This window comes from Hymenobacter busanensis, from assembly GCF_008727865.1.
Taxonomy (GTDB): Bacteria; Bacteroidota; Bacteroidia; order Cytophagales; family Hymenobacteraceae; genus Solirubrum; species Solirubrum busanense.
In genome coordinates this window covers 1-14,545 of sequence record NZ_VTWU01000008.1, presented here as the reverse complement: position 1 = coordinate 14,545, position 14,545 = coordinate 1, and the positions used below count along the sequence as shown (strand labels likewise).

Below are 14,545 nucleotides of genomic sequence, written 5' to 3'. Positions count from 1 at the left end.
CAGTACGGCTTGTTATTGTCTGGCGGGTTGAGTAGCATAGCCGGCCGTTCCAGCGGGCTGCGCGCACTGCCTAATTGTCTAGTGGAGAATAATTCTCCGAAAGGCAAACAGAAGTCGGGGCTTGTTGGTATAGCTTACGTCACCATTTCAACCAGCCCGCCTATGACTCCCAACCCCCAAAATCCCCAGGACCACGGCTCGAACGGCCACAACGGTCACCCAAACGGCAACGGCCACACGCCCGCCGACGGCACCGGCACGGCCGTAACGGGCTCCGGCTCGTCGCGCGACCCGCGCACGGCCGAGGGCGAGAATGCCCAAACGCTGACCACCCGGCAGGGCCACCCGCTCACCAACAACCAGAACATCCGGACGCTGGGCAACCGCGGCCCGGCTACGTTGGAAAACTACGCCTTCATTGAGAAAATCAGCCACTTCGACCGGGAGCGGATTCCCGAGCGCGTGGTGCACGCCCGCGGGGCCGGGGCCCACGGCGTATTCGAAGCCTACGGCACGGTAGGCGGGGAGCCGATTGCGAAGTACACCCGGGCCAAACTGTTTCAGCAGAAAGGCAAGCAGACGCCGGTATTCGTGCGCTTCTCCACGGTGGGCCACGGCGGCCACTCGCCCGAAACCCTGCGCGACCCGCGCGGCTTTGCGGTGAAGTTCTACACCGAGGACGGCAACTGGGATTTGGTGGGCAACAACCTCAAGGTGTTCTTCATCCGCGACGCCATGAAGTTCCCCGACCTGATTCACTCCCAGAAGCCCGACCCGGTAACCAACCGCCAGAGCGGGGAGCGGATTTTTGACTTCATCTGCAACACGCCGGAGGCCATGCACATGGTGGCGTTCCTGTTTTCGCCGTGGGGCATTCCGGCCAACTACCGCCAGATGCAGGGCTCGGGCGTGAACACCTACAAGTGGGTGAATGCCCAAGGCGAAGCCGTACTGGTGAAATACCACTGGGAGCCGCTGCAAGGCATAAAAAACCTCACGGCGCAGGAAGCCGAGGCTATTCAGGCCAAAAACTTCAACCACGCCACCCAGGACCTGTTCGACAACATCAAGGCCGGCAACTTCCCCGAGTGGGAACTGTGCGTGCAGATTATGTCGGATGATGAGCACCCCGAGCTGGACTTCGACCCGCTTGACGACACCAAGATTTGGCCGCAGGATCAGTTCCCGTTCCTGCCCGTGGGCAAGATGACCCTGAACCGCAACCCCGAAAACTACTTCGCCGAGGTGGAGCAGGCGGCCTTCGGTACCGGCGTGCTGGTCGATGGCCTCGATTTCTCCGACGACAAGATGCTGCAGGGTCGTACGTTCTCGTACTCCGACACGCAACGCTACCGCGTGGGCACCAACTACCTGCAACTGCCTATTAACGCCCCCAAAAAGCACGTGGCCACCAACCAGCGCGACGGGCAAATGGCCTACCACGTCGACTCGGCGCCCGATCAGAACCTGCACATCAACTACGAACCCAGCAGCCTGAACGGCTTGAAAGAGGCGCCCCGCTCGGCTCCCGACCACATGCCACAATACACGGGCCGCGTGATGCGCCAGACCATCGACCGGCAGAACAACTTCAAGCAGGCCGGCGAGCGGTACCGCCTGCACGAAGACTGGGAGCGAAACGACCTCATCAACAACATGGTGGGTGCCCTGGCCGATGCCGACCGCCGCGTGAGCGACAAAATGGTGGAGCTGTGCACCAACTGCGACCCAGACTGGGGCAAGCGCCTTGCCGACGGCCTGCAAGCTGCCCGCAGCGGCAAGCAGAGCGAAGGAGGCAATCAGCAGAACGAAGCCAAACAGGAAGCAGCCGTGGCCCAGGCCGAAGCGCAAAGCCACGAAGCCAAGCCGTATTAGTACGCTTTGTTTAAGTAGTAAAAAGGCCGGTAGCAGCGTCTACCGGCCTTTTTTTGTGGGCGCCCATTTGGCCCAGGCAGGCTTCAGCAATAACGATGACAGCAACTGCCCACGCAGAAATTTTTAGGATATACTGCCACATGAATATGTTATAGAATTAATGTTTTTCGTGCAATACATTCAGGTCGGTTAGCCGGCCGCTTGGGCCTTGGTGCGTCGGGTCTTGTACATCCGCTTGGGGTTGCATGGATAACAGGCACGGCGATGTAGCGTAAAGTTCTGCCGAAACGTGATGGTTCAACCTCTACTGTACTGCGATGAAAGCCCTGTTCGTATTCCTGATTTGCGTAGTCGGTGCGGTAGTGCCAGGGAGGAGTCAGGTGCACTGGGAAACAGCCCGGGCGCTCAACCAAGTGGCTGTAACCAGCGTGGCGGCTGATCCAGCCAGCGGCGACACCTACGTCACGGGCAGCTTTTCCACGCAGATCAGTTTTACCTCGCCTTATCCCGGCGGGAAAAAGACTATGGTGCCGGTGGGCCGGGCAGACCTGTTTGTGGCCCGGCTGGATGCGGCCGGCAATCTGATTTGGGTGCGCCAGGTAGGCGGAGCCGGCGCCTCGGCGTATGGGTCGCGTATTGCATTCGACGGCATCGGCAGTGTGTATGTGGTGGGGTCCTTCACCGGCACCCTCACGGTCAATACCGGCGCCGCCAGTACCGTGGCATCCCCGATTTTCGCGGCGGTGCTCGTTCTGCGCTGCTCCGCTAGCTCCGGTACCACCCTCTGGAGCCGTGGCATTGGCAACGACCTGGATTACTCAGAAGGGAAATCCATTGCCATGAAACCGGGCGCTTCCATATTTTACATCGGCGGGCGTTTGGGCGGTGGCAGCACCATCGATTTCGGGCCGGTTCGGGTTTCGCCGGGACGGCGGACGGGCTTTGTGGCCGCTTACAACGTGGTTGGGGAGGCGCAGTGGGTCACGTTGGGCAACCACGACGGCGGCGTGTACGGCTCGCGAGTAAACGAAGTCGCCGTCGACGATGCCGGGAATTGCTTTGCCACCGGGTTTTTCAGCTCGGCGCTGGAGCTTGGCGGGTTGCGGCTGCCGGATAGCAACTCGCCCAGCCAAACGTTTGTGGCGCGCTTGCAGGCTGCTACCGGAGTTGCCAGCTGGCTGAAAGCCAGTAAAAAACCAAGCCTCGCGTTCGGGACCAACGATGTGTCGATGGGCACCGGCCTGGCCGTGTATGGCAAGGAATGCTACCTCGCGGGCACGTTCAAAGGCAATGAAATTTTTGACGGAACAGCCCTATTTGCCGGCACGACGATGACTGGTTACGTGGCGCGTCTGAACGCCGGCAGCGGCTCGCAGACGTGGATTCAGCCGGTGGGGAATGTCAGCACTGCTTTTGGCTACACCAATACCGGGGTGACGTTGGCCGCCAATGTCAACCGCGTGGTTGCTGCATGGGGCACAGAAACAGTTTCGCGTTATTCGGTGCTGGCTGCATTTTCTCCCGCCGGCGCGCTGCAGTGGCGCCTCGCCTCCGGCGGTCCGGGTAGCAATGGGGCTTCGGATGTGGCTTTGCTGGGCGACCAGGCCGTGTACTGGACCGGTAATTTTGAGTCGAGCGGGGTGTTTGGGCCGTTCACCCTCACCGGGCCGGCCAGCCCGGTCAGCGGGTTCTGGGCCCGCCTCACACTTGATCCGCTCCGAACCAGCAGCCCCAGGCTACCGGCCGCACCACTGGCTTTGTTCCCCAATCCCGTGGTAGACGAACTACACGTTACGGGCGCAGGATCGGCCACTGATCCTGTCAGGTTGACGGTGTACTCGGCTTTGGGCAAGCCCGTGCTGCTGCACGAATTGAACGAAACCGACTACAAGCTGAACGTGCGGAGCTGGCCACGGGGCACGTACTGGGTTGCTCTAGAAAGCAACTCAATGCACGAACTCCGGCAAATTCACTTGAAATAAGGTGGAGGCGGCAGCCTAGAGCGCTTGCACTCCAAAGCCCAGCTTTTCCAGCTCGGCGTACACGCGGTGTACCGGCAGCCCCATCACGTTGAAATACGAGCCTTCCAACCGCGTCACCGCCACCAGCCCAATCCAATCTTGGGCACCGTAAGCGCCGGCTTTGTCGAATGGCCGGTACTGCTGCACGTAGTAGCGGATTTCGGTTTCGCTGAGCGGGCGGAAATGCACCCGGGTCTGGTCGGAAAACACCACTTGCTGGCCCTCGCCGGTGAGCAGGCACACGCCGGTGTAAACGTCGTGGGCGCGGCCTTGCAGGAGCGTGAGCATGCGCACGGCGTCGGTTTCGTCGGTAGGCTTGTTGAGCACCTGCTCGTCGAGGCACACTATGGTGTCGGCGGTGAGCAGTACGTCGCCAGGCAGCAGCTCGGTGCGGTAGGCGCTGGCTTTGTGGGCGGCCAGGTACTCGGCCACGTCGGCGCGGTGCAGGTCCGGTGGGTAGCTTTCGTCCACATCCTTCAGGCGCACTTCGTAGGGCAGGCCGAGGTCGGTGAGCAGCTGACGCCGCCGCGGGGAATTAGAGGCCAGCAGTAAACGGGGCATACGGCACGGGTTCGTCGTCGCGGATGCTGGTGAAAAGCAGGCCGCCGAGCGTTTTGGGGTAGAAGAAGGTGGACTTGGGCGGCATCACGGCGCCCGACTGGCACACGCGCTCTACTTCGTCCATGGTCACTTCGTTGGTAATAAAGGCGGCACGCGCCTCGCCCGAGTCCACGCGCTGCAGGCATTCGGGGAAGTTGCGCACGTAGGTAATGCCCGTCCATTGCCGCTGGGCATCGGGCCCCACAATGCCCAGGGCGCGCTCCAGCACGAAGTAGTGCAGCACCGTCAGGTCCAGCGCCTTCACTTCGGGCGTGGTGTTCCAGGCAAGCTGCTCGTGCACCTCGGGCCGCAGCCGCAGCTTGTAGGGCTGGCCGCCGAGGTAGAGCCCAAAGGCCCAGGGCTTGCCGGCAATGATTTCGGGCATGGAAAACGCATCGTCGAGCGGCCGGATGGTGAAGTACGGCTCCAGGCGCGCGAGCAGCTCGGCATCGGTCAGGTTGCCGGGCAGCTCCAGCAGCAGGCGGTGCGTGGGCAGAATGCGCAGGTCGTCGGCCGCCGCGTTGGTCAGGTACATCAGGTGATAGTTCCAGGCTTCGTGCCCGGTGGCCTGCGGGTTGGCCGCCAGGCGGGCCTGCCGGTAGGCCAGCGAGCCTTCGTAGCGGTGGTGGCCGTCGGCCAAAATGACCTGCCGCTGGCTGAGCACCGCTTGAAAACGCTGGATAACGGCGGCGTCCTGAATCACGGCCAGCACGTCGCGGGCGCCCTGGTAGTCTTCCTCGGTTTGGCAGAGCGGGTCCTGAATGGCTTCGTCGCAGTAGCGCTCCAGCTCAAAGTCCTCGTCGCGGTACAAGCCGTGGGTGGCGCTGGTTTGGAACTGGGTGCGGGCCAGCAGCTCGGCGCGGTCGTTCACAGCGGTGGGCAGCGTGTTTTCGTGACGCAACACCACGCGCTCCTGCCAATCGTAGGCCCGAATGTGGCACATGAAGCCTTTGCGGCAGTATTCGTGGTGGCTGCCCGGCAGCCGGAAATACTGGTAATACACGTAAATGCCCGCCAGCGCGTCCTGCTCCAGCACGCCCGTTTGTTCCCATTCGGTGAGGCGGCGCAGGGCCTCGCCGGCCGCGTCGTCGCCGCGCGGCACCGAGAGATGGATGCTGTTAAGCGGGTTCTGGTAGAGCTGTTCCCGCTGCTTGGCCGACACCACGTCGAACAAAGGCGACACGTACCGGTCGATCTGCTGGTTAAGCTCGGGATTGTAGCGCCAGGCGCGCACGGGTTGAATTTCAGCCATGAAAGAGCGTAAGCAGGGGCTTGCGCCGACGCGCCAACGTCGGGAAAAGGAGGGACCGGTCAGATGAAAACGGCCCAATGGCAGCGCAAGCTAAAAATTACCCTTCACTCTTCACGGCGCCAGCCGGCTGCGCTGCCAGCCCGTGGCCGTTTTTTCGTACAGCAGCCGGTCGTGCAGGCGCGAAGGGCGGCCCTGCCAGAACTCGATGCGGTGAGGCCGCACCACGTAGCCGCCCCAGTGTGGCGGGCGCGGCAGCGGATCTTGGCCGGCAAAGCGCTGCTCGATTTCCGCTTCGCGCTGTTCCAGCACTTCGCGGCTGGCAATGGGCTGGCTTTGCGGCGAAGCCCAGGCGCCTACCTGGCTGCTGCGTGGCCGACTCTGAAAGTATTCTGTCGACTGGGCTTCGGGTGCTTTTTCTACCGTGCCTTCCACGCGCACCTGCCGTTCCAGGCCAGGCCAGAAAAACGTAAGGGCGGCCTTGGGCGTAGTGGCCATTTCCTGGCCCTTGCGCGAGTCGTAATTGGTGTAAAACAGAAACCCCGCGTCGTCGGGCAAGCCTTTCAGCAGCACAATGCGGGCCGAGGGCTGGCCGTCGGGGCCCACGGTGGCCACGGTCATGGCGGTGGGCTCGTCGAGCTGGGCCTGCAGGGCTTCGTCGAGCCAGCGGCGGAACTGCCGCAGGCCGTCGGCGTCGGCCGCGGCTTCGCTGAGTTCGTGCTGGGCGTAGGTCTTGCGCAGGTCGGCGAGGGACTGGTCTTGCATACAGAATCGAAATTCGCCGCGGCAGCCGGGCGCTGTGGGCCCGCAAAGTAACACAGCCCCCGCGGGAACCCGCAGCGCCCTGCCCAACGTAAGCAAAAAGCACGGGCAACCTTGCGCGGCACATATTGCCGCGCATCTTTGCGCCGCCGCACCGCGTCAGTGTCCCTATTATCCACTCTCCAGCCCCGCGCCATGCCCCAGCTTCGTAGTGGCAGCTTGCTGATTTCGCAGCCCTTTCTAGGCGACCCGAACTTCGAGCGGTCGGTGGTGCTTTTGTGCCGCCACGACGAGGAAGAAGGCTCCTTTGGCCTTTTGCTCAACCGGCCGACCACCGTGGCCCTCGGCGACGCGCTCAACTTGCCCGAAGGCGAAGACCACCCCGCCGCCAGCCTGCCGCTGCACGTGGGCGGCCCCGTGCAGCCCGATACGCTCCACTACCTGCACCGCCGCGCCGACATTCCGAATGCCGAACCGTTGGGGCAGGATGTGTACTGGGGCGGCGACTTCGAAGTGCTCCTGGGCCTTGTGGCCAGTGGCGAGCTGACCGCCGACGACCTGCGTCTGTACGTGGGCTATTCGGGCTGGACCAGCGGCCAGCTGGCGGGCGAAGTGCAGGAAAATACCTGGATTGTCCACCCCAATGCTGCCGGGAAAGTGTTTACTTTGACTACCGATGCCTTCTGGCAGGCCATTTTACGCGAAAAAGGCGGCCGGTTCCGGGTCATGTCCAACTACCCCGTCGACCCGCGCTTGAATTAATTTCCCTCCGTTGGCCCGGCCCGTTGTGCCGGGCTCTTTATGCTGAGCAGCCATGCAACCCGAGAACGAGAACACCGCCCCCAACCGTCCCGATGACGCTTCGGATTCGCCCATGAGCATTCTGGAACGCCGTCTGGCCGAAATTGCGCGCAGCAAAGCCGCCGACTCTCCGGCGGCCGACGCGCCGCAACCGCAAGCTGCCGCTTCAGCGCCTGCTGCCCCCGAAGCACCCATAGTGCCCCAGCCAGCCGAAGTAGGTACAGGCTTGCCCTCGGCCGCCGATTTGCCCGTCACCGCTCCCGCAGTAGCCACCGAGCCGACTGCCACAACGCCTTCGGAGCCGCTTCAGCGCGCCGAGGAACACTACGGCACGGCCAACGAAGGTGTGCGTACCGCCGAAGCTGCCCTGGCAACCGGTCCCGAACCAACTGAGCCGGTTCCGGCCGCTGCTGTAGTCTCCGAACCTGCTTCCGATGCTCCTGCAACTGCTGCACCAGCCACCGGAACGCCTTCAGCTTCTCAAGAACAAGCTCCAGTTGCGGCGACTACCGAAGAACCCATTGCCGTAACGCTGCCTGCGCACGAGCTGGCCCAGGCCGCCGACATCGAAACCGCGCCCGAACCGCTGGCGGCCCTGCCGACTTCCAACAACGAATCGGCCACCGAAGCTGCCCACGCCGACGCCGCGCACCATGCTGCGCCGGCTGCAATGGGTCTGAGCGAAACGCCCGGCGAAGCGCAGCCCGGCGGCTCCACCAATGCTCCGCAAGCTGCGGCCGCCGCTCACCACGAGGAAGACGAAGAGTACGTGCCCGAAACCCCGGCGCCCGATTTTGCTACGCTCGACGTGACGGCCCAGGGTGCTTACATCCTGGAGCTGCTGCGCCGCCCTGATGCCCGCCAGAACCGCAAGCAAATCAACGACCTGCACCGGCTTTACGAACAAAGCGTAAACGTGGAGCGCCAAGCAGCCCGACAGCGTTTCGTGCAGGAAGGCAACGAGGCTGACGCTTTTTCCTTCGCCGGCCCCGATGGTTACGCTGAGGTGAGCAAGGGCATGCAGGACTACCGCGACGCCCGCGTGCGCGACGCCAAGCAGGAAGACGAGCAGCGCGCCAAAAACCTGCTTCACAAGCAGCATTTGTTGTCGCAGCTGCGCCAGCTGGTCGAGTCGGCTGAGACCAAGGATTCTTCGGCTCGCATCAAAACCCTGCAGGCCGACTGGAAAGCCACCGGCCCGGTGCCGCAGGCGCAGGCGCAGGAGCTGTGGAACTCCTACCATGCCCTGCTCGACATCTATTACAACAACCGCGGTCTGTTCTTCGAGATGAAAGAGCTGGACCGCCGCCGTAACCAGGAAGCCAAGGAGGCTCTGATCCAGCGCGCCGAGGCGCTGGCCGGGCAGTCGAGCATCAACAAGGCACTGCAGGAGTTGCGCCAACTGCACGAGGAGTGGAAAACCGTGGGCCCCGTGCCCAACGACATGCGCGAGCCACTCTGGCAGCGTTTCCTGCAAGCCTCCGAGAAAGTGCATGACCGGAAACGCAGCTTCCTCGACGCCCGCTCGGCGCAGGAAAATGCCAACCTGGCCCGCAAGCAGGAAATCCTGACTCAGATTCTGCCCTACGGCGAGTTCAAAACCGAGCGCGTGAACGAGTGGCGCGCCAAAACCGACGAGCTGCAGGCCCTCAAAGAGCAGTGGGACAGCGCCGGCCTCGTGCCGCGCAGCCAGGCCGAGAGCATGAACAAGCAGTTCTGGGCCGCCTACAAAGGCTTTTTCCAGCACAAAAACCAGTTCTTCAAGGCCCTCGACGAAGAGAAGTCCAACAACCTGAAGCAGAAAATTGCCCTCTGCGAGCAGGCCGAAGCTGCCCTCGAAAACCCCGATTGGGAAGCCGGCCGCGAAACCGTCATTCGGGTGCAGAAGGAGTGGAAACTCATCGGCCGCGTGCCCGAGAAGCAGTCGGACAAAATCTGGCACCGCTTCCGTACTGCCTGTGATGCTTTCTTCGAGCGGAAACACCAGGAAGTGCGCCACCGCGAGCAGCAGGTGCAGCAAGCGTCGGCCGAGCAGTCGGCTTTCCTCGACCGGATTGCCGAGCAGGTAGCCGCGCTGTCGGCCGATACCCCCGGCACGCAGGAAGGCCTGCAGGCGCTGGTGCAGGAGTGGGCGCAGTTCGACAGCCAAGGCAACCGCCGCGGCAGCGCCCAAGCCGAGGAGAAATTCCTGAGCCTGGCCGGCAAGTACATCGACACCATTCCCGGCCTTTCGTACCAGGAGCGCGAGGAGCAGCAGTTTCAGCTGCAGGTGCAGCGCATGAAGGCCAACCCCGATGCCCAGCAACTGCTCTACCGCAAGGAGCAGCAACTGCGTCGTGACATCAACGAGTTGGAAAACGACATTGCCACGCTGCAAACCAACCTCGACTTCTTCGCTCGCTCGAAAAATGCCGGGCAACTGCGTGAAGAATACCAAGGCCGCATCGACGAAACCAAGGTGCGCATTGAGCGCATGAAGCGGCAGCTGCGCATCGTGCGCAGCTAGTCAGGTTCCTGCTTCAGCTTACCAAAGCCCCACGCCTGGTTTGGCGTGGGGCTTTTTCGTGGGGACCAAGAAGGGCGGCACGACCGACGGAGCGCCGATGGCTGCGCCTTATAGCGTCAGCGGCACGAGTTCCTGCAGTTGCTGGTGCAACGTGCGCACGCACCGCGGGGCGGTGGCGCCGTGGGCGCCCCACACCACGCGCACGGGCTGGCCGCTGGCGGTCTGGCTTTCCAGGAAATAGTAGTGGTTGCCCGAGGCCTCCACGCACAGGCTGTCGATGGGCAGGCTGTCGAAGCGCCGGAAGCAGGCGCGGGCCTGGCCGGAGGGTACCTTGAGCGTGGTCCAACTGCCGGCCTTGGACGACACGAAGCCTTGCTTGTGTGCCAGGCGGCCATTGGCTTGCAAGGCGTAGACTTCCTCGTAGCCGGTGTAGGTACTGCCGCTGCCAAAGCGCAAGGTGCGTGGTGCAGAAGCTACCGGAGCAGAGGAAATGGACGGCGGCGTCGGGCCCGAAAAGGAACGTTGGCAGGCCGAGAAAAGAGTCAGCAAGCCGCTGGTCAGCAGGAGAGAGGGTGCAAAGTGGGTTTTCATAGCGCAGAAAGGAAACGGAGCAAAACCGGCCGTGCCGATTGGTGCTGGCAAAGCTCCGGCAACCTTGGTGTGCATTCAATAGCATGATAGTGTGTGGTTTATACCGCTACGATTGGAATATCACGAGGCTGGGGCGAATTGGTACGACAGGCCGGGTCGGACAATCAGCTGATAAAACCAGGTGTGGGCCGCGCCACGGTGCCGTTTTGGAAAGCGCCCTTTCAAAATGGAAGGGTAGTGGCAAGGGCGGAGCGGCCGGAAAAGCGGTTGTTAGAATATTTTATACTGAAAATCATGTGGTTATGAGGGATTGGTTGAGTTGAGCGAGTTGGGCGGCACTGGGATTGGCAATAGGTCCGCGTCACCAAACACCAACCCGACCCGCTTATGGACCTTTTCGACAACCTCGCCAAAGCCGCCAAAGACTTCTTCGTCGAAGGCGACGACCCCAGCGCCCCCGGCGCGGCCGGCAAAGGCCCAGCCACGCCTCAGCCCCCGACTGCCGCTACTGCCCCACCGCAACCGCCGCTGGCGGGCCCGGCCGGTCCGGCCACGTTTGTGCTGAGCACGGCCGTAACCCAACCCGAGCAGCGTCACCTCGACCACGTGGCCGCCCTGCTGGCCGGCGACGGCCGCGACTTTGTGGCCTACACCAAAATGGTGAAGAGCATGGCCGCGAGCGGGCTGACCGGGCCGGTGCTCTACCAAACAGCCTACAACGCTTTTGCCGCCGTCACGGGCCTCGATGCGCCCACGCTGCTGGCCTCAGCCGAGCAGTTTGAGCAGCGCCTGCAAGCCGACCGCGCCAAGGTGCTGGAACGTCACCGCGAAAAGCTCGGTGAGGTGAAAGCGTCTGGCGGCAAGCCCAGCGCCATTGTGCAGCTGGTGGGGCAGGAGCAGCAACTACAGGCCGACCTGGCCGAGCTGACGCGGCAGCTGGAAGCTAAAAACGAGCAGTTGCAAGCCACCCAGCAACAGCTGGTGGCGGAGCGGCAAAAGGCGCAGGCCGCGCTGGCATCCTACGAACTGGCCAACACCACCGCCGCGGCCGACTTGCAGGCCCACCGCCAGGCTGCGCAATCCTTCCTGCTTGGCCCCACTTCCTTCAACACCATTCACCCCCGCTAACCGATGAACACGCTTCTTACTACCCACAACCCCTCTGACTTGCCCAAGTGGCAGCGGCCCGAAAAGGTAGCGGGCTGGATTTTCCTGGTCGGTGCCGTGGGGGCCGGCGTGTACTTCTGGGGCGCCATTGTGCCGTACCTGGTCGACATCGTGTTCGACACCGTGAAGCTCGGTATTGGGCTAGGCGCACTGTTCGCGCTGTTTCTCATCGTCACGAGCAAGCGCATCAAGGCCGGGCTCTGGTACGCGGGGCAGCGCATCTTCCGCACGGCGGCCGGCATTTTCGTCGAGACGGACCCCATCGGCATCATGCAGGACTACATCCGCAACACCGAGAAGGAGGCCGAGAACATGGAAGGCGAGGTCGGCCACATCGAAGGTGCCCACGAGCTGGTGAAGCGCAAGATGGACGCCAACAAGCAGCAGGTGCAGGAGTATTTGCGCCTCGCCGACTCGGCTGCCCGCAAGGGCGAAAAGGACTTCGCCGAGTCGTACGCCTCGCGGGCCGCGCAGCTGGAGGATTACAACAACCGCCTGCAGCCCATGCTCACGACCACGGCCAACGTGTCGGTGGTGATGCGCCAGATTCTGAAAGCGGCCCTGCGCCAGATCGACAACTCCAAGTTCAAGGTGAACCTGCTGAAGGACGAGTACGAGCTGGTGAAGCGCACGAGTTCGGGCATGCGGGCCGCCATGAACATCCTGCGCGGCGACCCCGACAAGAAGTACTTCTTCGACATGGCCACCGACCGCGTGGCCCAGGACATGGCCCAGCAGCTCGGCCAGATCAAGCAGGCCATGCGCTACTCGCAGGAGTTCGTGAAGGAAATGGACATCCAGAACGGCGTGATGAGCGAGAAAGGCCAGCGCCTGCTCGAGAAGTACCAGAAAGGCGACTTCAACACCCTGCTCAACGAAAAGCCCCTGAGCCAGCCCAGCGCCGCTACGGCCACTACCAAGGCCATCAACGACGCCTACAGCAACCTGCTCGACTAAGGCCTCGCAACGGTCATGCTGAGCGAAGCCGAAGCATCTCTACCGCTTCGCCAGATAGCTGATTCGCTACCTAACATCAGCACGCGAGATGCTTCGACTGCGCTCAGCATGACGGCCTGAATGGACCAGAAAAATCAACCCCCCGAAAACTCTTTCTCTCATACCCAACATGACTACTCGCGGTAAAATTGTCATCGGCGTCCTGATTGTGGCGCTGCTGTACTTCGGCATCAACAAGCTGGTTTCCAGCGGGGCCGTGTTCAAGAAGGCGGCCACCGAATCGGTGCTGCTGAACACCATTGAGCTGCCCGCGCAAACGGCCGGCAGCCGCACCAACATTGCCGTGCCGCTGGCCCCGCTGCCCAGCAGCACACCCGCCGAGAAGGGCACCCCCGTCACCTGGGAAGTAATGGCCTGGAACTCGCAGATGGCCGGCATGCTGGCCAACGGCGGTCCGCGCGCTACCACCGGCTCGGCCATGGCCGCCAACGGCATCGACCTGCAGATTGTGCGGCAGGACGACGTGGCCAAGATGCAGGCCGACCTGGTGAAAAACGCCCTCGACCTGCAAAACAACCCCGCCACACCGGGCCTTATCGTGAGCATCATGGGCGACGGGCTGCCGGCCTTCTCGGCCGTGCAGAGCCAGCTCGAAAAAACCGGTACCAGCCTGCAGATTCTGCCCTACAGTTGCGGCAAGTCGTTTGGCGAAGACAAGCTGATGGGTCCGAAGGAATGGCTCGACAACCCCAAAGCCGCCTTGGGCAAAACCATTGCCTGCTACCTGCGCGACGGCGACCAGAACATTGCCCTGAAGTGGTGCGCCGACAACGGCCTGAAAGTGAACCCCGACGAAACCACCTACGACCCCGAAGCCGTGAACTTCATGGCTGCCCCCGACTTCCTGGCCGCCGCCGAAAAGTACATCCTCGGCAAGCCCGAGCAGCGCACCAAAGTGGTGAAGGGCAAGGAAACCGGCGTGAAAGTAGACGTGACTGCCGACGGCGTGGCCACCTGGACCCCCGGCGACGTGAACATTGCCCAGCAGAAAGGCGGCCTGGTGAACATCGTCTCCACGAAGGATTACTCCAACCAGATGCCCAACATCATGGTCACGACCAAACGCTGGTACGAAGCGCACCCCAAGCAGGTAGAAGGCATCATCACGGCCCTGGCCGTGGCCGGCGACCAAGTGAAAACGCACCCCGAAGCCCTCAAGCGCGCCGCCGATATTTCGGCCGAAGTGTACGGCGACAAGGACAAACCCGGCTCGTACTGGCTGCGCTACTACAAGGGCGTGAGCGAAGCCGACCGCAACGGCGAAGTGGTGGAGCTGGGCGGCAGCAAGGCCTTCAACTTCGCCGACAACCTGGCCCTGTTCGGCCTCGAAGAAGGCGGCACCAACGTCTACGCCTCCGTCTACAAGACCTTCGGCGACGTGCAAAGCAAGCTCTACCCCAAAGAGCTGCCCAGCTACGTGCCGCTCGATCAAATGCTCGACCTCTCGATTCTGAAAAAGCTGCAGGCCCAGTACAAAGGCAAAGCCATTGCCCCGGCCGACAAGCAGCAGTTTGCCGCCGACGATGAAATCCGCCAGAGCGTGAGCCGCCGGGCCTGGAACATCGAGTTTGAAACCGGCCGCAGCACCTTCACGCCGGCTGCCGAGCGCGACCTGAACCAGCTCTTCGACGACCTGGTGGTGGCCGGCCGCCTGAAAGTGGCCGTGCACGGCCACACCGACAACCAGGGCGACCCGCAAAAGAATCAGCAGCTCTCCGAAGACCGCGCCCTGGCCGTGCAGCACTGGCTCAGCCGGAAAAGCGCCAGCGCCTTCCCCGACGGGCGCGTGCAGATCTACGCCCACGGCGCCACCGAGCCCCTGGCCTCCAACGCCTCCCCCGACGGCCGCGCCAAAAACCGCCGCGTGGAAATTGTGCTGGGCAACTAACCGGCACCCGAACGTCATGCTGAGCGCAGTCGAAGCATCTCTACCGCTTCGCGTGACCGTCATGCAGA

General features: G+C 62.8%; 11 protein-coding genes. 7 read left to right on the top strand and 4 right to left on the bottom strand.

Annotated elements, in window-relative coordinates; genetic code table 11:
• Positions 1-162: 162 nt before the first annotated feature.
• Together F0P96_RS18800 and F0P96_RS18795 are read left to right on the top strand one after the other, a co-directional pair.
• The gene (locus F0P96_RS18800) at positions 163-1,875 is read left to right on the top strand and encodes a catalase (RefSeq protein ID WP_151080530.1); all 1,713 of its coding nucleotides are present in this window, start codon (positions 163-165) and stop codon (positions 1,873-1,875) included.
• A gap of 317 nt (positions 1,876-2,192) precedes the next feature.
• Positions 2,193-3,857, top strand: coding sequence for a T9SS type A sorting domain-containing protein (locus F0P96_RS18795; RefSeq protein WP_151080529.1), 1,665 nt, complete (start codon positions 2,193-2,195; stop codon positions 3,855-3,857).
• A gap of 15 nt (positions 3,858-3,872) precedes the next feature.
• On the opposite strand, the gene F0P96_RS18790 is transcribed toward F0P96_RS18795, so the two are convergent.
• The 3 genes from F0P96_RS18790 to pdxH form a co-directional block, all read right to left on the bottom strand.
• Complete coding sequence (locus F0P96_RS18790) at positions 3,873-4,457, bottom strand: Maf family nucleotide pyrophosphatase (protein ID WP_151080528.1); 585 nt, start codon at positions 4,455-4,457, stop codon at positions 3,873-3,875.
• Positions 4,432-5,748: a DUF1015 domain-containing protein gene (locus F0P96_RS18785; protein WP_151080527.1), complete on the bottom strand. Its 1,317-nt coding sequence runs from the start codon at positions 5,746-5,748 to the stop codon at positions 4,432-4,434. Before F0P96_RS18785 ends, F0P96_RS18790 begins: the two co-directional genes overlap by 26 nt.
• A gap of 111 nt (positions 5,749-5,859) precedes the next feature.
• On the bottom strand, positions 5,860-6,510 hold the full coding sequence (gene pdxH, locus F0P96_RS18780) for a pyridoxamine 5'-phosphate oxidase (RefSeq protein ID WP_151080526.1): 651 nt from the start codon (positions 6,508-6,510) through the stop codon (positions 5,860-5,862).
• 192 nt (positions 6,511-6,702) lie between these two features.
• Here pdxH and F0P96_RS18775 point away from each other — a divergent pair, with 192 nt between their 5' ends.
• Together F0P96_RS18775 and F0P96_RS18770 are read left to right on the top strand one after the other, a co-directional pair.
• Positions 6,703-7,269 (top strand): YqgE/AlgH family protein, encoded by a 567-nt coding sequence (locus tag F0P96_RS18775; RefSeq protein ID WP_151080525.1) that lies wholly within the window; start codon positions 6,703-6,705, stop codon positions 7,267-7,269.
• 52 nt (positions 7,270-7,321) lie between these two features.
• On the top strand, positions 7,322-9,814 hold the full coding sequence (locus F0P96_RS18770; protein WP_151080524.1) for a DUF349 domain-containing protein: 2,493 nt from the start codon (positions 7,322-7,324) through the stop codon (positions 9,812-9,814).
• Positions 9,815-9,922: 108 nt separating this feature from the next.
• Here F0P96_RS18770 and F0P96_RS18765 read toward each other — a convergent pair whose 3' ends face one another.
• Positions 9,923-10,405: a hypothetical protein gene (locus F0P96_RS18765; protein ID WP_151080523.1), complete on the bottom strand. Its 483-nt coding sequence runs from the start codon at positions 10,403-10,405 to the stop codon at positions 9,923-9,925.
• A gap of 387 nt (positions 10,406-10,792) precedes the next feature.
• Here F0P96_RS18765 and F0P96_RS18760 point away from each other — a divergent pair, with 387 nt between their 5' ends.
• The 3 genes from F0P96_RS18760 (at position 10,793) to F0P96_RS18750 (ending at position 14,477) form a co-directional block, all read left to right on the top strand.
• A complete protein-coding gene (locus F0P96_RS18760; RefSeq protein ID WP_151080522.1) occupies positions 10,793-11,533 on the top strand; it encodes a hypothetical protein in 741 nt (246 codons plus the stop codon).
• 3 nt (positions 11,534-11,536) lie between these two features.
• The gene (locus tag F0P96_RS18755; RefSeq protein WP_151080521.1) at positions 11,537-12,529 is read left to right on the top strand and encodes a PspA/IM30 family protein; all 993 of its coding nucleotides are present in this window, start codon (positions 11,537-11,539) and stop codon (positions 12,527-12,529) included.
• 169 nt (positions 12,530-12,698) lie between these two features.
• Positions 12,699-14,477, top strand: a complete 1,779-nt coding sequence (locus F0P96_RS18750; RefSeq protein WP_151080520.1) for an OmpA family protein — start codon at positions 12,699-12,701, stop codon at positions 14,475-14,477.
• The last annotated feature ends 68 nt before the right edge of the window (positions 14,478-14,545 follow it).